Here is a 20,589-nt window from a genome sequence, read left to right as displayed (position 1 = left end):
TTGTTTATGAATCAACAAACATTATCACATCAAAATTAAGTATCTTATACTTATAAAATTCCAAAAATATAATCTAATTTTTTTCATAATACTGCTCACACAAGTTTTTTTATAAGAGAATTTTGGAGTAACTTTCATACAACATTTATACGTTTATTAAATTTCTGAACCCAGAAATGATCTCATTATGGTATATACCCTACATGAATTACAAACTGCTATTGAAAAAAATGAAGTTGTGATCTTTATTGGTGCTGGAGTATCAATTGCGACTACCAAAGGAAATAGTGTCACCAGCTGGAAAGGTCTTTTTTTACACAGTATTGATTATATTATTGAAGAAATAGCGGGGAAATATGACTATGAATGGAGTATAAGAATCCTTGCTGAATTAGAGTCTGACGATATTGATGATTTGTTAGCTGTTGCTTCAAAAATTGAACGCATTCTTAAACGGCATGATCTATTTTCTAGTTGGCTTAATGCTGCTCTTGGCGATCTAAAAGTCAAAGATGATTTGCTAATTAAAGCAATTCTTAATTTGAATGCCCCAATCATCACCACTAATTATGACTACCTACTTGAAAAAGTATCAGGATACAATCACGCTACTTGGAGAGATTCTGAAAATATCGGTTCTATCTTAAAACAACAAACCGATTACTTTAAGAATCATATTATTCACCTTCATGGGTATTTTGACAAACCAGAGTCAGTAATTATGGGACTAGAGTCCTATTCAAAAGTAGTGAATGATCCTAAAATTCAAACATTCCTCAAAGCAATTTGGTCGCTAAAAACTATTATTTTCATTGGAGTTGGTGAAGGTATTGCAGATCCTAATTTTGAAAATTTTAGGCAATGGGCTAGTACAATATTTAAAAATCCTAGAGTCAAGCATTATCGCTTGGCTATAGCTTCAGAAGTTACTAATTATCGCACTGAACACAAAGTTGAGGAACATATAAAAGTTGTTTCATACGGTGAGAAATATGAAGATTTAACCCGTTTTATTCAATCATTAATACCACAGAAAAACAATAATGCCGCAGAAAAACTGAAGCTTACTCAGAAAGCTTTTCCTTCTGAAAACTCACTAAGCCACTACCTTACTACACTTACCTATGATGTAAATGCATGGAGCGACTTCTTTAATTTAGTTGAACTTGTAGGACGAAAAAAAGAATTAGATTCATTACGAGACTTTGCATTTCCTAAAGTAGCTACAGATAAAAATATGGTATGGTATACAATTCATGGAGGACACGGTGTTGGAAAATCAAGATTGGCAATAGAATGGTTAAAAGAATTAGAAAAAGAAAAAGATTGGGCTACTGGTTTTGTGGAATATATACCAAATCAACTTCAAAAAATTACCGAATATATTCCTGATAAAAACACGGCACTTGTAATTGATAATGTATGGAGTCATGATTCATATATTTGGGAGTTTTTATACAATATTTATTCGGAATGGAAGGAAAGAGAGGTACAGATAAAGATTCTTCTCGTATCACATGTCAATCTTCAACCAAATTCTATAAATTCATCAATTAATAAAGTTTTAGAAAAGTTAACCCATAAGTTATATATAGATCCATACACGAATAAAAGGAAAATACTAGGTCTAAAAATACATCCGATAGCTGATAATGAAGAAAAAAGTAGGTTATTTGATTTGACTTCAGTTGCGTCTATTGAAAGCATTACAGTATCTGACAAAGAAAAATTGATTGAGCAATGTGATGGCAGACCTGCATTTATTGCTTTAGCAGGAAAATACAGAAAAGATTGGAGAAATAAATTAGCTAGTTATGCAGATGACAAGCTAAAAAAAGCAGCTATTTTATTTGGAAATGATGGAATACGTCTTCTAATTACGACCGCTTTAGCTGGTACTATAACTGATTTTGAAAGAGCTAAAATTGCACCAACAACAAATAACATAAGTAAACTTTCAGAATTATTCTCTAGGTCTAAAGAATATCTGAATGATTATATTCCAGCCTTAGAACCAGATCTTTTTGCTTTTGAGATAATTTATGCAGGACTTACAAATTACTTAACAAAAAGTGATCAAAACCAACTCTTACAAGAAGTTGTTTCTCGCTTTCCTGATAGTGTTTTAGCGCGTTTGACAAATATGTGGAGAGAGGAAAGTAGTCTGCACAATAAATCTAATTTATCTGCCGACATTTTTCAACTAATCATAGGTGACAAATTCAAATTTTCAAACAAAGCGAATGTTTTAGAGATATTGTTTCATACTTTGATCTCAGAAATGCCATCTCAGTCAATCAATAATAAATTTAATCAACTTGCAAAGATAAGAGCTACAATATGTGCTAACTGTCTATTGCTTAATGAAAATCAAAGTGACGAAGTATACAGAAACATTATTACGTTTTGTTTTCATAAAAATATGCCGTTTGATGGCTGGTCAGAATACCTTCAAGAAATCCATATCAATACTCCAATTACAAAAAATACAAGATTTTATTGGGCTTCACTTATCGACATTTTTATTGGTTCCGATGAATTGAAAAGTACAATCAAGAAAAAGTCAATAGCTGCAAAAAATGAAATATATCCTATTGGTAGCATTCGTATTTTAGACGAAGAAAGGTTTGTAAACGTTGTATCAGATTATCTAAAATCTCCTGAGCCTACAAAGGTAATTTACAGTTGTTTTATGATAATACATAGTTGTTGGACTCCAAAATACAATACCATAGGGAATCATCCCGATATATTAATCCGTTTAATAGAACTCATACAATCTACCTCAAATTCTTATGTACTAGCTGGTTCATCTGCTTTTCGTTGGATTGTAAAAGTGATTACGAACACTGCAAAAACAACAGAAATTCGCAAACAATATGGAGCTATACTTATAAATATATTATTAAAAAAAACACAAAATAAAACTGTCTTTGATTCCTTATGCCTTACAATTGGAGTATTGTACAAAACCATATATAAAGATTTTGAAATTTTATCATGGTTTGCAGAAGCTCCCCAAGGCTTCAGAACAGACTTTCAATATAATTCTCCAACAAAACTAATACAAAAAGAAAATGAACAAAATCTACTAAAGCTCTATAAAAAGCCTACACTACCAAACTTATACAAAAGGAAACTTACATCATTATTCATAAAAATAGATGTTTGGAATTCCGACATGAAGAAAAATATTAAGGAAATTTTAGCTGATAGTAAAACTACAGATAAACTACGCTTAGAAATTATAATTCGACTTGCCAAAAGTAGGATTCCAGAAGCATATAAATTACTAAGTGATTTTTTGAACAACGAGGGTGAAAATCTTTCTGAAGAAGTTCAACTTTACTTATTAGTCTGCTTATTATATTTTAATACAACCGATAGATTAAACTATATTAATAATATTGTAATTTCTGGAATTGATATAAATCTGCTAAAAGAAGAACGAAAATATTCTAAAAGCATGAGTAGTTTAAAAGGAACACAAATGAATATTCTTCTTAAAAAAATTAACAACTTACACATAAAAAGAAAAGGACATCTTATACATAAACTCAAAGCAAAAGATACTACTGGAAGGTGGGCATATTATTTTGTATATGTAGAAAATGAAATGGAAGAGGCGTTTTTGAAAGCAATACAAGGCGATGGTACAATCGACTTAGAAAATTATGGAGCTGTTGTCGCTAGTTCATATGGAGAAAAGCCAACTCCAGAAGTCATAAAATATCTAAAAGACACATATGGTTTTGAAGTTTAAAACCTAACCTTAGTTATTTTTCGTTATTTGATTTTAATGTACTAAACTACAAATGCTAAATCCAACATTTTTTAAACTCAGCATTGATAAAACTAGTTGTAAACATTCTCCCTGTTAGCTCAAAATAGGTAACAATACCTCCTCAACTTCTATACTAATATCAAATCTACTTTGCGTGGTAGTGTTCCCGTAAATTTCATCAAAGAAACCTTTAAAAATTATTATCCACTACTCTATCAACAATTCAAAGACGCCGAAGAAGCCAATATCAGTTAATTTCAATTAAAAGTAGTACATTTAATACCAAGTAAATACACCATACACTTTCACATCATGCTTACACGAAGAAACTACTCCATCAGAGAAATGTTTAGTTGGACAAGGCGTTACGTCTTAGTTTTCATCATTCTATCGCTCATTCCTGTGCTATTATATGCGGTTTTTAGATGGTATTGGTTGCACTTGCCCTGGCTTCCTATTGGGTTGGTTGGTACGGCGTTGGCGTTTATCATTTCATTTAAAAATAATGCTTCGTATGATCGCTTGTGGGAAGCGCGTAAAATTTGGGGCGGTATCGTGAATGCTTCACGCTCGTTTACCATTATGGTGAATGATTTTATTACAAACGAACGTGCCAAAGAAAAATATGCTGATGAAGAATTATTTCGAGTGCGAAAACAACTCATCATGCGTCATGTGGCGTGGATGACTTCATTGCGACATGCACTCCGAGTGACAAAGCCTTGGGAATATTCGCATAAAAACAAATCAGATAGAGAATACATGAAAAAAATTCACATTCATGAACGTGCTTTTTCACTATCAGATCAACTAGAAGGCTATGTGAGTGAAGAAGAAAAGCAATATATTTTAAGCAAAAAGAACAAACAAACGGCCTGTATCAACTTACAATCTAAACAATTGCGATCATTGAAAGAAAGTGGTCATATTTGGGAATTTTCTTTTTTACAAATGGAAGAAATGATGGTGGAATTTTTCACCTTACAAGGAAAAGTAGAACGCATTAAAAACTTCCCATATCCGAGACAATTTGCGACGTTAAACCGCTTTTTCATCTGGATTTTTGTCATTTTATTGCCGTACGGAATGATGCATGAGTTTGACAAAATTGGACAAGAAGTAGTTGCCTTAGCACAAACTTGGAAACCGTATCCTGAAGGCGGATTTCACTATATTATTGAATGGATTGGTGCCAACTTTGTATGGTTTACCATTCCGTTTAGCGTGATCATTTCTTGGATCTTTCACACCATGGAACGCATTGGAGAAGTCTCTGAAAATCCGTTTGAAGGCATTGCCAACGATGTCCCTATTACCACCATGGCACGCGGCATTGAAATTGACATCCGACAAATGATTGAAGACGACGAAGCCGAAATTCCAGCGCCAATTCCAGAACAATATGGCATTCAAATGTAGTTCTACAACGAAAATGATCGCATGTTTGGAAAGATGAGTTTCCATTTTCACCTGCGTTTTTTAAGGTTTTGAAAATACCCTAAAGTAAAGAAACAAAAAGAAGCATAATAACTGCAACAACATACGGTAGATCGTAGAAAGATATTTAAAACTAAGAAACCACATCAATTGACGTAGTTTCTTAGTTTTTGTAATGGTCTTTTAATGTAAATGCTATACGTTATCGTTAAAATCTGTATTTAATATAAGCTGAAAAATTCCGTCCAGGATCATTGATCGGTTCATTGGTAAAACCTGCTAAATTTCGAAAAGCAAAATTCAAGTGATTGTTATAAGCAGCATCAAAAATGTTCAAAGCTGCCAATCCTAGTGTGACATTTTTTATCGGTTTTACGCCCAAACGCACGTCAAAAACATTATAGCCAGGTGTTTCTTGTTCTCTAAAAGAAGGTGAAATATGATCTTGTCGAGAAGTGATGCTGTAATTTGCACGAATCCAATACTCTTCTTTTTCAAACAAGAGTTCAAAATTGCTTGTCAATGGCGGCGTCAATGGTAAACTTTCGTTTAAATCTTCATTTTTACTATACACATACGCTACATCTGTTGTAAACGTAAGATCGTGTACAATATCAACACCTACACTGGCTTCAAAACCTGTTTTATAAGTATTTTCAATATTTGTAAAGCGCTTGACCTCTTGCGGTTGTGCATTTGGCATGAATTTTCGTGAAAGATTCGGATCTACCACAGCTACAATGGTATTGTTTACATCTGAATAAAATCCAGAAAATGAATAATTAACATCTGTTGCATTTTCTGAAAGTTTAGCTTTTCCTTTCAAGCCAATTTCAAACTGATTGTTGACCTCAGCTTTTAAATTTGGATTCCCCACATATTCAAAAGGATCTTGTCCCACCGTAAAATGATTGATAAAACGTTCAATCATATTTGCCGATCGCACACCACGACCATATGCAACTTCCAAAATCGTTTGATCAGAAAGATACTTTTTCACCGAAACCGTTCCTGCAATATTGTGTTCATTTCGCTTCTCCAAATCATACAAGGCAGCAAAATCATTTTCAGGATCGTTTATGTCCGAAACGACCAAATCATATCGCAATCCAGCCGTAAAAATTGTGGAAGCGTTCAAAGCGTATTTTGCTTCGGTAAATACACCAAAGTCGTTTACATAGGAATCTTGCCAAATTTTATCCGTAAAATTCATAGGTTGTGGCAATTCCATTCCCATCATATTGAGTTTTACCAAACGGTTTCTGCTTCCATCTCTAGCAACCAAAAAAGCATCAATTCCTGTAAAAATCGTGACCTCTTTTGAGGGCGTTAACGTCATTTCTACTTTTCCACCAGCAGTACGCGCGTCAATTGTAGAAATAGCTTCTGTCATCATAAAATTTGGACGTCTTCTGTTGGTCATGATATGATCTACATACGAATAATAGGCTTTTGCATTAAACTCATCTAAAAGTTTGGATGCTGGACGTATTTTATAATCAAGGGAAACAATACTACTGTTGTCTTCATCGGTATCCATTGGCAAACCTGCATGCAACACATCGCGTCCAAAGGATTGTCGCCAATGCAATTGCAACCGTTGATTTTCGTTTGGATTGAAACCTACTTTTACACCATAATCAGTACTTCTAAAAGCAGCAGGAATCTCCAATCCTGCGCCATCTTCATAGTTTCCAAAATCGCGATAACCACCATTTGCCGTAATGTCATATTTGTCGGTGATATATTGAAGTTTTCCACTCGTCACCAACGAATTTCCATTGGTTTCATATCCTGAACTTACAGCTCCATGCCAGCCTTTTTCTTGAAGATTCGTTTTTTGAGTTACCAAGTTTACAACACCAGCATAGGTTGCGCCATAACGTACTGAATACGGTCCTTTGATGACTTCAATCTTTTCAATTTCTTCAGGAATAACGTGTGTTGTAATTGGATCCATTCGGTTTGGACACGCGTGCATAGCTTTCGTTCCACCATCAAACTGAATGTTGAGTTGTTCGTATTGTGAAGCTCTAAAAGAAGGATCAATGGCATAATTTCCACGTTTAATTAATGAAAAACCGTTGAGATAACTAAATAAATCTGCGATGTTTTTAGGTTGAACAATATTTTTCTCTGTTTCTGTTTTTATCATCGTAAGTACAGGATCTCTTTTTGGATTTCCTTGGATGAAAACTTCGTTTAATTTGATCGTTTTCGTTTTTGTTGAATCTTTTTGAGTCGGTGTTTTTTCTTGCCCATAACTCATGTAGCCAACACTAGTGCACAAAAGCACTAAAATCATTTTTTTCATTGTCGTTTTATTGCAATAGTTAAATAATACCTTTCATCATTTGAATTTATTGGAATAAAACACCCTTTTTTCCTTTCTACTTTACCAAAAAAAGAAACCGTAACTAAGGCTATGCTTTCGTTTTTTAGTTCGAATAAAGAAAAAAATCATTGTTTTCTTTTTCAATAAATTCAAACAACAAATGGTATGAGAGCAATTGTAAAAACTGCTCTTTAAAATTTTATTTTTTCCATAAGAAGATTACTTTGAAGAAAGTCCACAAAGCATTCGAAAGGAATTTATATTATAGAATTAAAACGATGATTTGGTGGATGAAAAATAGCAAAACTCACCTCTGAAGTGTATAAATTTTGGTAGAAAAAAGAGGCTTTCTTCTGTGTAGTTTCTAGGGAAGTCAACTGCCAATCTGCCAATGTATCTACATACAAGAGAATATTTTCTAGGTCAATGTTGACTTTGGGCAAGTTGTCATTTTGAGTCGTTTCAAGCTGATTGAGACTTACTTTTTTCAAATAGCACTTTCCATCACATTCCAGTTCAGGTTTATCTGTGTTTTCACAAAAAAGCGCAATGAAATTATCCGGATTTACAAAATAATACGAATACACCAATGCTGTTTTTATCGTACTTATAAAAACGATACATCCCAACAAATATGGTATGGCAAGGCGTGTAATTTTCATCACGGGCAAAAGTAATATGAAAATTTAATTCTGAATGTGACAAAAATCACATAACATTATTTTTTTTATTAAAATTGAAGTGATGTAACTTAGGTCACAAAAAGATCTCAGCAAATACGTATCTTTACGTACATGCGTATATTTTTTTCAATCATATTAGCGTTTGTCATGTTACTACAAAGCATAGGCTTTAAAGGTACTGATATGTTGCAGCTTGGTGAATTCATCGAACATGCAAGCTATCACAATGAGCAATATGGCGATACTTTTTTTGAATTTGTTTCCAAACATTACGGAGCATTAAAAGTTGCGCATGACCAAGAACATCAGGAAGAACGGAAAGATCATGAAAAACTACCGTTTCAACAGACTTCTCAAGTGACTACTATCACTATTTTTATACTAAACGCTACTGAAATATCCTTGAATTTCATTGAATTTTTAGAGTCGCGCAATGGCAACTTTCACTACAAGCCAAGTGAATCTTCTTTACATTCACAAAAGCTTATTCAGCCTCCACGGCTTTCATAAATAATCTGACTTCATTTATTTTCATTCTTCTGATCATTCATTCAGAAGCATACTCACTATGATTATTTTAGACAAACATGTTATCACATATTATTAATTTCAGTTTAAAGAATAAATTTGTTGTTCTTTTAGCGACCGTTTTTATCGTCGGATTTGGATTGTATTCACTTTCGCAAATTCCTATTGGAGCCGTTCCAGATGTGACCAATAACCAAGTACAAGTCATCACGACTTCTCGAAACTTGTCTACGCAAGATATGGAACAATTTATCACCTATCCTGTTGAATTAGAAATGGCAAACTTGCCTGGCGTACAGGAAATTCGTTCTGTTTCTAAATTTGGACTCTCGGTAGTGACCATTGTTTTTGACGACGAGATGGGCACGTATTTGCCGCGTCAATTGATTGCCGAAAAAATAAAATCTGCTTCCGAAAAAATACCAAAAAGGTTTGGAACGCCCGAGATGGGACCGATTACCACTGGTTTGGGAGAAATTTATCAATACATTTTGGATGTAAAACCCGAATTCAAACACAAATACGATGCACAAGAACTGCGTACGATTCAAGATTGGATTGTAAAACGGCAACTTTCAGGAATTCCTGGCGTGGTTGAAGTAAATACTTGGGGCGGTTTTTTAAAACAGTATGAAGTTGCCATCAAGACTGAAAAATTGAATGCTATGAATATCACGGCAAAGGAAATTTTTACAGCGTTGGAAACGAATAATAATATCGCTGGCGGAGGTTATATTGAAAAAGTAAATCAAGCATATTTTATTCGAGGCGAAGGTTTGATAGCATCCGTAGACGATATTAAAAATGTAGTCGTTGCAAATAAAAACGGACTGCCAATTTATGTAAAAGATGTTGCTTCTGTTGGTTTTGGAAGTGCCATGCGTTTTGGAGCCATTACAGGAAATGGTGAAGGCGAAAAAGTATTGGGACAAGTAATGATGCTCAAAAATGCGAACTCAAAAAAAGTGATCGAAGCCGTAAAAGAGCGTGTTGCTTCTATTTCAAAATCCTTACCGGAAGGTGTGTACATCAATGCATTTCTGGACCGAAGCGAATTAATCGCCAAAACCACGTTTACTGTCACAGAAAATTTAATCTTAGGCTGTTTGATCGTTATTTTTATTGTAGTCTTACTATTAGGAAATCTGCGCTCGGGATTGGTCGTTGCTTCTGTAATTCCGTTGTGTTTACTTTTTGCCTTGTCTTTAATGTATATTTTTGGTGTGGATGCAAACTTGATGAGTTTGGGTGCAATTGACTTCGGAATTATCATTGATGGCGCTGTGATTATTGTAGAATTTATCGCATTCAACATCACGCAGAAAAGTGAAGAAATTCAAACTTTATCAAAAATCGAACAGCAACATTTTAAAGACAAAATAACATTTACAGGAGCTTCCATAATGATGAATTCTGCCATTTTTGGACAATTGATTATTTTGATTGTTTTCATTCCTATTTTATCACTGAGTGGCGTAGAAGGAAAAATGTTTAAACCAATGGCACTCACGTTCAGTTTTGCCCTGATTGGTGCCATGATTTTCTGTTTTACCTATGTTCCTGTGGTAGCATCGTTATTTTTAAAACCTACGAAAGCAAGTGATAAAAACATATCTGTTCGTCTAATGAAATGGATTCACAAACTATACGAACCCGTAATTGATTTTGCGTTGCAAAGCAAAAAATTGATTCTAGCAATTGCAATTGGTTTACTAGTCGTTTCTGGATACATTTATAGTACTATGGGCGGCGAATTTGTGCCTACGCTCGATGAAGGTGATTTTGTGATTCAACCTGTATTGAAAACAGGAACATCGTTAAAAAACACCGTTGCAATTACCACAAAAATTGAAAAAATTCTGTTAGCAGAATTTCCAGAAGTAAAACAAGTTGTCACGCGAATTGGCGCCGCAGAAGTTCCGACAGATCCTATGTCGATGGAAGAAAGTGATGTGATTATTGTGCTAAAACCTAAAAGTGAATGGACTTCGGCAACTTCTAAAGACGAATTGGCAGATAAATTTAAAGAAGCTCTCGCTGTAATTCCAGGCATGGAAGTAGAATTTACCCAACCTATCGAAATGCGATTTAACGAATTGATTACTGGTGTTCGTGCAGATATTGCAATTAAAATTTTTGGAGAAGATTTAGAAATTTTAGCGAAAAAAGGAAACGAAATTGGCAATTTGATACAAAACGTTTCAGGAGCCGCAGATATTTCTGTGGAAAAAATTGCGGGATTACCAGAAATGAACATTCAATACAATCGTTCACAAATTGCGCGCTACGGATTGAATATTCAAGACTTGAATGAGATGATTTCCATGGGGTTTGCGGGAAAAATGGTGGGACATATTTTTGAAGGTGAAAAACGTTTTGATTTGGTCGTTCGTTTGGACCGACAGAAACGTCAAGACATTGAAAATCTTCAAAATTTATATGTAGATGTGCCTGCTGGCGGAAAAGTGCCTTTGCGGGAATTGGCAACGGTTAGTTACCAAAAAGGAGCTGCCAAAATCTCCCGTGATGATACACGCAGAAGAATTGTAGTTGGAATTAATGTGCGTAATCGCGATTTGCAATCCGTTGTGGATGATGTACAACATTTAATTGAAAACAATATAAAGTTGCCTGTTGGCTATTCTATTACCTATGGCGGACAGTTTGAAAATTTACAAAGCGCCAAATCACGATTGTTGCTTGCCGTACCTATTGCATTGATCTTAATATTTGTATTGCTCTATTTTGCGTTCAAATCTGTCAAAGAAGCCTTGCTCATTTATTCAGCCATTCCACTTGCGGCGGTTGGCGGCGTGTTATTGCTATGGTTGCGCGATTTACCTTTTAGCATTTCGGCAGGTGTAGGATTTATTGCACTATTCGGAATTGCAGTTCTCAACGGAATTGTGTTGATAGAACATTTTAAAGAATTAAAAAAACAAGGATTTGATACTATGGAAACATTGATAAAACAAGGAACCAAAGACCGATTGAGAGCTGTGTTGTTGACAGCTTCTGCGGCAGCTTTAGGTTTTTTACCGATGGCGATATCCACAAATGCGGGTGCAGAAGTACAACGTCCGTTGGCAACTGTCGTTATTGGCGGATTGGTCACAGCAACCTTACTCACATTAGTAGTATTGCCTGTTTTATACGCGATGTTTCATCGTTCTCAAACGAACAAAAAAAAGAACAAAACCATGTCTAAAAAAGGAATCAGCGTTGTGTTGCTATGTTGCACGTTTAGTGTTTTTAGTCAAGAAGTAAAAGAAGTCACTTTGGATGATTTGATCGTATTAGCGAAAGAAAATAATTCGGGACTTAAAGCGAATTCACTAGAAATTCAGCAAGCAGAAACGAATGTAAAAACGGCGTTTACGTTTGATAAAACGTATGTGTATTATTCGTTAGATCAAAACAATTTAGCGGCAAATAATAAACCCTTGCGAGTTTTTGGCATACAGCAAGATGTTCGTTTCCCAACGGTATATTTTTCTGAGAAGAAAGTGCGAAATGCAGAAAAAGCGTTGATTTTAAGTAAGTTCGCGGTTGAAGAAAAAGCTCTGACGCGAAATGTGACGGCTAGTTTCTACAGCTATCTAATTGCAAATGAAAAAGCCATTTTATATGAAGAGTTAGACAGTTTGTATACTGATTTTTCAAAAATAGCAGCAAGACGCTTCGAATTGGGTGAAACGAATTATTTAGAAAAAATTACAGCAGCATCTAAGCAAAAAAGAATTCATCTCGCGTATGCGGATGCACTGAAAAATGCACAACAAGCGTATGAAAATTTGCTGAAATTTGTACAAACAGAAGATAGTTTACACATCCAAAAAATACCGTTTTTAAAAGTTGCCCGAACTTCTATTTCCCTAAATAAAAGTGCTGAAATAGCGTATTATCAACAACGTATTACTTTGTCAAAAGCCAAACGGAGTTTTGAGAAACAAAAGTTATTACCCGATATTTCTGTTAATTACTTTCAAGGATCAAATCCGCAATTGAATGACAATTTGTATGGTTATCAATTTGGCTTGAAAATTCCGTTGCTTTTTGGCGGACAGTCTGCCAAAATAAAAGCGGCTCGCATTGCTGAAGATATTGCTAATGAAGAAGCTATTGAATACGAAACACAGTTAAAAGCCACATATAAAACGCTTGATTTACAGTTGCTTCAATTGGAAAAAAGCTTGACTTATTTTGATGAAGAAGGTGCTAAACTTTCAGATGAAATTTTAAAAACAGCCAACGGAAGTTTCAAAAATGGAGAAATTGACTTTTATCAATATATACAAAGTTTGGAAAGCGCGTACGAGGTAAAGTTAGACTATTTGGACAAACTTGAACAGTACAATCAAACCGTAATTGCCATTAATTATTTAACTTTATAAACACCACGTTATGCAACGTACATACTATAAAATCATACTTTTAAGCGTTCTTTTTTCTTTTTACAATTGTGGAAAAAACGAACGTGAAAAAACTGTAGTTCCATCTGATGAACATCCAGGAAATACCATTCAGATTTCGCAAACACAATTCGAAACCAACCAAATGCACTTAGGTGTTTTGGAAGAAAAATTATTTCCAAATACCATTCAAGTCAGCGGAATCGTAGATGTGCCACCCGAAAATAAAGCTGTTGTCAATGCTTCCATGGGCGGTTATGTGAAAAGCATGCCTTTTTTGGAAGGTGATCTTATTAAAAAAGGGCAACGCTTGCTTACTATTGAAAATCCTGAGTTTGTCACATTACAGCAAAACTATTCAGAAATACACGAGCGACTTACGTTTTTGAAATCAGAATATGAACGCCAAAAAACGATGGTTGCAGAAAAAATTACTTCGCAAAAAAGCTTTTTAAAAGCCGAAAGTGAATACAAAACAGCTTTGGCAACCTACAACGGTTTGCAAGCGCAATTGAAGCTGTTGCATATTTCGCCAACTTCCGTTGAAAAAGGAATTATTACGGCGGTTGCGCCTATCTATGCGCCCATTTCGGGAAGTATTACCAAAGTCAATGTAACTAAAGGATCGTATGTTTCGCCAGCAAATCCCATTGTAGAAATCGTTGATAATAGTCACATTCACTTGGAACTTTCCGTGTTTGAAAAAGATATTATGAGTGTGAAAAAAGGGCAGAAAATTAAATTCAACATTCCAGAAGCTAGTACTGAAAATTTTACTGCAAAAGTGCATTTGGTTGGAAGCTCAATTGAAGAAAATAGAACGATTAAAGTGCATGCGCATATTGAAAATGAAACCGATCACCGTTTCTTAACAGGTATGTTTGTGGAAGCGTTTATTATTACAAATTCATCGAGAGCAAAAGCAGTACCTGATGAAGCAATCGTTGTGGTTGACGAGAAAGCATACGTATTGATATTGGTAAAGAAAGAAGCTGATATTTACCATTTTGAACAACGAGAATTACAAATTGGAGAAAGTAGTAATGGATATACCATTGTAAAAGATGTTGAACGCTTTTCGGGAACGCAATTTTTAACAAAAGGGGCTTTTAGTTTGTTGAGAGAATAGCTGATACCAATTTACACAAAAAAGCTGTCTGAAAAGCGTAAAATTTTGCCAAACCAAACTTGACATTGAAACAAGTTCAAAATGACGTTTCTCAACGCTTTTCAGACAGCAATTTTTATTATTTTAAATATTCTTCTTCGCCAAATACCACGTTACTTTTTCTACAGAATCATCTGCGAGTCTTTCATTGAGTGCATCTAACGATTTTGGTGGTGGACAGATAACTTTGTCGCCTCTTTTCCAATTTAATGGCATCGCTACTTTGTGTTCATCGGAAACCTGTAAAGCATCTAACACACGAAGAATTTCGTCCATATTACGTCCTACATTGAGCGGATAATACATAATTAAGCGAATTTTTTTAGCTGGATCAATAAAAAATACGGCACGGACAGCTGCGGTTTCGCTTTCGTTGGGTTGTAACATTCCGTATAGTTTGGACACTTTCATATCCAAATCGGCAATGATAGGAAAGTCAAAATATACGCCTGTATTTTCTCGCACATTTTGCACCCAACCTAAATGCGCGTGAATGCTATCAATGCTTAGTCCTAGCAGTTTTGTATTGAGTGCTTCAAATTCTGCTTTTCGCTCGGCAAAACCACTCATTTCGGTAGTACATACGGGCGTAAAATCTGCTGGATGTGAAAACATAACCGTCCATTTCCCTTTGGCGAATTCAGACATTTTAATGGTTCCTTTGGTGGTAATTGCTTCAAAATCTGGAGCGTCATCTCCAATTCTAGGCATGGAAATTACCTGTTCTTGTACTGGGTTTTCTGTATTCATTTTTTATAGATTTTAGTTATCGTTTTTTTCTTTATTCTTATACCAATTTACACATAAAATGATGTTTATAAACTCGTTCATTTTTTTGTTTTCAACGTTAATCGCCTGATTTACAGAATATTATTCATGATTATTATTTTTCAAAAAGACACAAGCTGTTTTGCAAGCTTTTATTTGGAATGTTGTTTTCACACTACAAACAATCACTTGAATGGTAAAAAATCTTTATAGCTTCGTTGCTTATTTCATTCTTCCAGAAGCACAACTCACAAAGGATTTTGCTTTGGTTAAAATACTATTGGCATCTTCAATAGAAGGATATCCTAGTGCTTTTAATTTTGCCTTTACTTCCAAAGCGTCATCTGTATTTGTAGTTGTAAAAGACACTGTTGAAGTTTTAGTATTAATTTCTATTTCTGAAATAGTAGGCAACTCTGCCAGTTTTGTAATGATGGTTTTGACACAACCACCACATTTTAGATTTTGTATGATAATTGAAGTTCTCATTTTAGTGTTGTTTTACGAAATTAATTCTTGAAAGGATCTGTTGTCCTGAAATGAAACACTAGAAACCGTTGTTCTTTCCAGGACAACTCTTAAAGATAAACAGCTTTTTAAATTCCTGTTTTATTTCAAATTTTTAGAGCAATGTCGTCGGACATACATAATCGGATGTTGGAGTATTAGTTTCTGCAATTCCTTTGAAACCGCTGGTCACATCGACAAAATCATTCCAGCCGCGTTGTTTTAAAATGGAAGCGGCAATCATACTTCTATAGCCACCAGCACAATGAATTATGAACGATTGGTCTTTCGGAATTTCCGCTATATGTTGATTTATTTGATTGAGTGGAATGTTGGTAGCGCCAATGACATGCTCGGAGTCAAATTCACTTTTTTTACGCACATCAATCACGAGTGGCTTTTCGGAAGCATATACTTTTTCAAATTCGGTTGCAGAAATACGATCAATCGTTTCGATGTCTTTTCCACTTTCTTTCCATGCAGCAAATCCTCCTTGTAAATATCCGATTGCATAATCATATCCTACACGAGATAATCGGGTAATGGCTTCTTCTTCTTTACCAGCTTCTGTAATGAGTAATATTTGCTGTTTTACATCCGGAATCATTTCTCCAACCCATTGGGCAAAATTACCGCTTAATCCAATGTTGATACTGTTCGGGATGAATCCCTTGGCAAAGTCGGAAGCAGTACGCGTATCTAAAAGCAACGCACCTGTTTCATTAGCAACTACTTCAAATTCGGTTGGATTTAAGGCTTTTGTTCCTCTTTCCATCACGGTGTCTAGACTTTCATATCCTTTGATATTCATGAGTACATTTTGTGGAAAATATCCTGGAGGCGCGGTCAATCCTGTAAGCAATGCTTTGATGAATGCTGCTTTTGTCATGTCTTGCAAGGCATAATTTGTTTTCTTCTGATTGCCAAGTGTGTCTGTAGTTTCTTTGCTCATTTTTTTTCCACACGCCGAACCTGCACCATGATTTGGATATACAATGAGATCATCAGATAAAGGCATGATTTTGTTTCGTAAAGAATCATATAATAAACCCGCAAGTTTTTCTTCCGTTAATTCAGAAACTACGTGTTGTGCTAAATCTGGACGCCCAACATCGCCAATGAATAAAGTATCTCCTGTAATGATTCCGTGTTCTTTTCCGTTTTCGTCAATTAGTAAATAGGTGGTACTTTCCATGGTATGTCCTGGCGTATGAATTGCTTTGACTTTGTAATCGCCCACTTCAAATAGTTGTCCGTCTTCTGCAATTGTAGCTTTGTACGCTGGTTTTGCATTCGGTCCAAAAACAATTTCTGCATTTGCTTTTTTCTGAAGGTCTAAATGACCACTGACAAAATCTGCATGAAAATGTGTTTCAAAAACATACTTAATTTTGGCATTGTCTTTTGCGGCGCGATCTAGGTACGACTGCACTTCTCTTAGCGGGTCAAAAACTGCTGCAACACCATTACTTTCAATATAATAAGCGGCGTGTGCTAAACATCCTGTATAAATTTGTTCTATTTTCATTTTTCGGTAGATTTAAGATTATAGACATAAAATTAGTTAACAATCAACTATTTAAAAGTTACTTTGGTTACCGTAACAGAAATAGTTCTTAAAAAATGATTTTGGTCATATAATTTAGATTTTTTGACAGTTTTTGAAGAATGCTGGATTGATTATTTAATTTTTGTTAGTACAGAAATAGTAAAAGTTCTCATTACATATATGTTTCTTATATTTAATATCAAATTCACCTATTATTATGAATCTAAGCAACGCTATTAAAAGACTTTTTACCAAACGAAAAGATGCTGATATCAATTCAGCGTTTAACTTAGAAAAAGAAATCAAATTAACGGATCAAGACGGGGAATCTTTTGTGTTTAGAGGTGAACAGAAAAATGATGAACCTAATGGATTTGGAGAAGCGATATTTGAAAGTGGAGACGTGTACTTGGGCTATTTTAAAAATAGAAAGAGAGAAGGAATTGGCATGTATAAATGGGAATCGGGCGACTATTATGTTGGCGAATGGTCTAATAACAAAAGGCAAGGTTTTGGAATTAATTATGTAAAAGATTTTGAAACAGTCATTTTTGGTGAATTTGATGGAGTTCAACTGATGCGAGAAAGCGGCTCTATAACAAAACGTTTGCATCACGACCATTGTGTTATTTGTGGTAAAAATAAAAAACTTGTCAAAGCACTTATTGCTGGAGGTATTCAAAACAGAGCCATTTGCGATGGTTGTACAGTTACGGCTTTGCAAGCTTTGAAAAAGGAAATGAAATATTCAAAAGCCGAATTGTTAACTTTAATAGATGACACGAACTGATATGTAAATAAGTTTCCGCACACGTTATGCTTCCTGTTTTGCAATATGATATTGAAAGTAGAATGAATTCGAGAAAAATAAGTCCAACTTCGTAGAAACTTAAAAAGTAAGCTTCTTTTCGGTGTCAATAGTTTTATAACTATACTTCCTAACATAAAATACGATTCAACAACTTCTATTGTTGCCTTACTAAATATATATTTATACCAATTAAACTATAAAATTGGTATTACAATATTCTTTCAAAATTCTCTTTAGTTCGTTTTAGTTTGGTAAATTAGCCGCTTCATCGTGTAAATACCATACACAAATAACGTTACCAACAATTAAACAAAACAAAAAATGATCAAAAAAAGTCAATTATTAGTCGTATTAATTTTATCAAGCCTTGGATTTGGATGTAGCAGTGATGATGCTGCTGATTCTGATCAAAGTTCAAATTTTGACAGTTCTGAGTATATCTATTTTATTTCTGGAAAAGTTAATGGTGAAAGTTTTTTTTACGGACAGCGCTTTGACGACACCGTGCTTAATTATCAAACGGTATATAGTATCCCTTTAGAAGCTGCAACTTGCGCGGCTAGTTTAGATCAAGGATTGGATTATAAGGTGAGTTATGGCTCTTCAGTGTATCCAAATTTTGACAACGAAGATACGCAACCAACTTTTGGAATTGAACTTGTACGATTTTACAGATGTTCTGATCCACAAAGTTCCACCGAGGTTTTTAATGATTTATTTGCGTTAGGTAGTTATGAATTTGCTATGGATGACGCATCGTCTGGAACCATGAGACAAATAGGGATTAACTATGCACCAATTGCTACGGGTGATTCATATTACCAATCTTATGGTGTACTTGACTCAAGCAATTCATTTTCAATTACAAGTTCTCAAGATACCAATACGTTTTTATTGGGGAATTTAATCACGCAAAGTCAATTGATTGAAGGTGAGTTTTCAGCAAAATTATATAATGAAGACGACAGTGCTGATACAGTAGAAATTACCGAAGGACGATTTAAAATTACCATCTCAAAATAATAGTGAATAGCAATGGCAATATGTCATTACTTGTGCTCTTAGATATAAAAACAAAAAACCTGTAATTTAAAAGATTACAGGTTTTTATAATTTTTGTGACCCCGAACCTTCAACGTTCGAACTTTTTGGTGGAGGATTTGCGGGAGATTGGGTTGTTTGTTAATGACCATTTCGTATTATTAAACACTTATTAATCAAGAGTATATTAAGAATTTATTTTTTAGAAATGAGTTTTAAATATAAGATTCCCTTCAGAGGAATCATATAAATTTCTCGAATCAATCCATAAAATAAAGGTGCAAAATATGTGTAAATTATAATAATTAGGAAAATAGAAAATCCATTTCCATAGGCATAAATAGCTGTAATAATTGCCAAAATAATTCCTAAAGGATATGTGAGTACGATAATAGCATTAAAGATCCCAAGAAACCATATATACAAAGGAAAATCGTCTGAAAGGTTACGTTCTTCTGAATCTTCTGCTTTGCTATTTGAAAGTTTTACTAGCGCATTTTTATAAATATTAAAAGGTAATAGTAAAGGCTCTAAAATAACTAGCCTCAACACTTTTAATAATATTTGTCCGTAATCTAATTTTTTTAAACTCATAGGATATTGTTTTTCAAGTTTTTTTATTAATAGTTATCACAATACTTCCATCCATTTGAAGTCTTAATCATTTTTATATCTTGTATGATGAATTCATTCATATCGCTTCTATTCAGAATAGAAAAAGGTGTAATATCTATTGCTTTATACTGAACTTTAACTACTGCTGTATTTTGCATAGGATTTTCTATGACCTCTAAAACTTCATCAACCTCATATTTATGACTTCTCATAAGGACAAAATTACTTCCTTCTCGAAGTTCTTCAATAAGCTTTTTTCCTGATTCTGTGATAGTCACTTCGAACTTTCTTTTGTTTTTTTCTAAAGACTTTATTTCTAAAAGACCCTTTTCTTGGAGCTTTTCATACTTTGGGAGTAATTCCTTTATTTGAGATTTGTAAAACCGTGTTTTATTTATCTGAAGTTGAACAGTTCGTTGTAATGGTTTTTTCTCCAAACATAGTTCAATGATTTTTTGTGCTTTTGAATTGGTTAAATTCCCAGAATCACAACTAATTAAAGTCAATAACATCAAGATTAATATTTTTTTCATGATCCTTTTATATTAGTTGCAATTTATATTTTGTGATGCTTTTTGTAATGCTGCTTGAAACTTTAACGCATCGTCTTTGGAGTTGTATTTTTGGGTAAACTCCATCGCCAAAGTTGCCACCTCTTGAGCTAGTTCTTTACTTTCGGAAAGCAATGATGAATCTCCAGACATTGCCTTTTGTTGTAGCTTTACAGCTTTGCACTTTAGCTTAGCTAATTTTTCAGCATCGCTCTCTATAGAACCACAACTGGTAATTAAAAATGATAGCATCATCATGAATACGGTTACTTTTTTCATACTTATAAGATTTAATTAGAATAAATTGAATGTTAAAAAATAATGAGCAGTATGATTATATTGATCCAAACAAATAATATTTTGTGTTTTTAGAATAAAAAAACTCTCTTCTATTTTTGCA

The 20,589-nt window shown here is 34.2% G+C and carries 15 protein-coding genes; 7 read left to right on the top strand and 8 right to left on the bottom strand.

Annotated features, from left to right (window positions below):
- Window positions 1-187: 187 nt before the first annotated feature.
- Window positions 188-3,763, top strand: coding sequence for an SIR2 family protein (locus KORDIASMS9_RS09975; RefSeq protein WP_114902707.1), 3,576 nt, complete (start codon window positions 188-190; stop codon window positions 3,761-3,763).
- 333 nt (window positions 3,764-4,096) lie between these two features.
- Window positions 4,097-5,203 (top strand): bestrophin family protein, encoded by a 1,107-nt coding sequence (locus KORDIASMS9_RS09970; RefSeq protein WP_114902706.1) that lies wholly within the window; start codon window positions 4,097-4,099, stop codon window positions 5,201-5,203.
- 226 nt (window positions 5,204-5,429) lie between these two features.
- On the opposite strand, the gene KORDIASMS9_RS09965 is transcribed toward KORDIASMS9_RS09970, so the two are convergent.
- Window positions 5,430-7,535, bottom strand: a complete 2,106-nt coding sequence (locus tag KORDIASMS9_RS09965) for a TonB-dependent receptor domain-containing protein (RefSeq protein WP_114902705.1) — start codon at window positions 7,533-7,535, stop codon at window positions 5,430-5,432.
- Window positions 7,536-7,813: 278 nt separating this feature from the next.
- The gene (locus tag KORDIASMS9_RS09960) at window positions 7,814-8,218 is read right to left on the bottom strand and encodes a hypothetical protein (protein WP_114902704.1); all 405 of its coding nucleotides are present in this window, start codon (window positions 8,216-8,218) and stop codon (window positions 7,814-7,816) included.
- Between the two features lie 168 nt (window positions 8,219-8,386).
- On the opposite strand from KORDIASMS9_RS09960, the gene KORDIASMS9_RS09955 reads away from it, so the two are divergent.
- From KORDIASMS9_RS09955 to KORDIASMS9_RS09945, 3 genes are all read left to right on the top strand, one after another.
- Window positions 8,387-8,749, top strand: coding sequence for a hypothetical protein (locus KORDIASMS9_RS09955; protein ID WP_240321166.1), 363 nt, complete (start codon window positions 8,387-8,389; stop codon window positions 8,747-8,749).
- 77 nt (window positions 8,750-8,826) lie between these two features.
- Complete coding sequence (locus KORDIASMS9_RS09950) at window positions 8,827-13,161, top strand: CusA/CzcA family heavy metal efflux RND transporter (RefSeq protein ID WP_114902702.1); 4,335 nt, start codon at window positions 8,827-8,829, stop codon at window positions 13,159-13,161.
- A gap of 10 nt (window positions 13,162-13,171) precedes the next feature.
- On the top strand, window positions 13,172-14,308 hold the full coding sequence (locus KORDIASMS9_RS09945) for an efflux RND transporter periplasmic adaptor subunit (RefSeq protein ID WP_114902701.1): 1,137 nt from the start codon (window positions 13,172-13,174) through the stop codon (window positions 14,306-14,308).
- Between the two features lie 123 nt (window positions 14,309-14,431).
- On the opposite strand, the gene KORDIASMS9_RS09940 is transcribed toward KORDIASMS9_RS09945, so the two are convergent.
- The 3 genes from KORDIASMS9_RS09940 to KORDIASMS9_RS09930 all read right to left on the bottom strand — a co-directional run bounded on the left by KORDIASMS9_RS09940 (window position 14,432) and on the right by KORDIASMS9_RS09930 (window position 17,150).
- Window positions 14,432-15,097, bottom strand: a complete 666-nt coding sequence (locus tag KORDIASMS9_RS09940) for a peroxiredoxin (RefSeq protein WP_114902700.1) — start codon at window positions 15,095-15,097, stop codon at window positions 14,432-14,434.
- A gap of 240 nt (window positions 15,098-15,337) precedes the next feature.
- Window positions 15,338-15,604 (bottom strand): heavy-metal-associated domain-containing protein, encoded by a 267-nt coding sequence (locus tag KORDIASMS9_RS09935; protein ID WP_114902699.1) that lies wholly within the window; start codon window positions 15,602-15,604, stop codon window positions 15,338-15,340.
- Between the two features lie 133 nt (window positions 15,605-15,737).
- On the bottom strand, window positions 15,738-17,150 hold the full coding sequence (locus KORDIASMS9_RS09930) for a rhodanese-like domain-containing protein (protein ID WP_114902698.1): 1,413 nt from the start codon (window positions 17,148-17,150) through the stop codon (window positions 15,738-15,740).
- A gap of 238 nt (window positions 17,151-17,388) precedes the next feature.
- On the opposite strand from KORDIASMS9_RS09930, the gene KORDIASMS9_RS09925 reads away from it, so the two are divergent.
- Together KORDIASMS9_RS09925 and KORDIASMS9_RS09920 are read left to right on the top strand one after the other, a co-directional pair.
- The gene (locus tag KORDIASMS9_RS09925) at window positions 17,389-17,961 is read left to right on the top strand and encodes a ClpX C4-type zinc finger protein (RefSeq protein WP_114902697.1); all 573 of its coding nucleotides are present in this window, start codon (window positions 17,389-17,391) and stop codon (window positions 17,959-17,961) included.
- Between the two features lie 342 nt (window positions 17,962-18,303).
- Complete coding sequence (locus KORDIASMS9_RS09920; RefSeq protein WP_114902696.1) at window positions 18,304-19,005, top strand: hypothetical protein; 702 nt, start codon at window positions 18,304-18,306, stop codon at window positions 19,003-19,005.
- Between the two features lie 213 nt (window positions 19,006-19,218).
- Here KORDIASMS9_RS09920 and KORDIASMS9_RS09915 read toward each other — a convergent pair whose 3' ends face one another.
- The 3 genes from KORDIASMS9_RS09915 to KORDIASMS9_RS09905 are packed head-to-tail and all read right to left on the bottom strand — an operon-like array spanning window position 19,219 to window position 20,468.
- The gene (locus tag KORDIASMS9_RS09915) at window positions 19,219-19,617 is read right to left on the bottom strand and encodes a hypothetical protein (RefSeq protein WP_114902695.1); all 399 of its coding nucleotides are present in this window, start codon (window positions 19,615-19,617) and stop codon (window positions 19,219-19,221) included.
- A gap of 26 nt (window positions 19,618-19,643) precedes the next feature.
- A complete protein-coding gene (locus KORDIASMS9_RS09910; protein ID WP_114902694.1) occupies window positions 19,644-20,171 on the bottom strand; it encodes a hypothetical protein in 528 nt (175 codons plus the stop codon).
- Between the two features lie 12 nt (window positions 20,172-20,183).
- The gene (locus KORDIASMS9_RS09905) at window positions 20,184-20,468 is read right to left on the bottom strand and encodes a hypothetical protein (protein ID WP_114902693.1); all 285 of its coding nucleotides are present in this window, start codon (window positions 20,466-20,468) and stop codon (window positions 20,184-20,186) included.
- Window positions 20,469-20,589 lie beyond the last annotated feature (121 nt).

Source organism: Kordia sp. SMS9 (assembly GCF_003352465.1).
In the GTDB taxonomy this organism is placed as follows: domain Bacteria; phylum Bacteroidota; class Bacteroidia; order Flavobacteriales; family Flavobacteriaceae; genus Kordia.
Note: the sequence above shows the minus strand (reverse complement) of the source record. Positions and strands in the feature narration are given on the sequence as shown.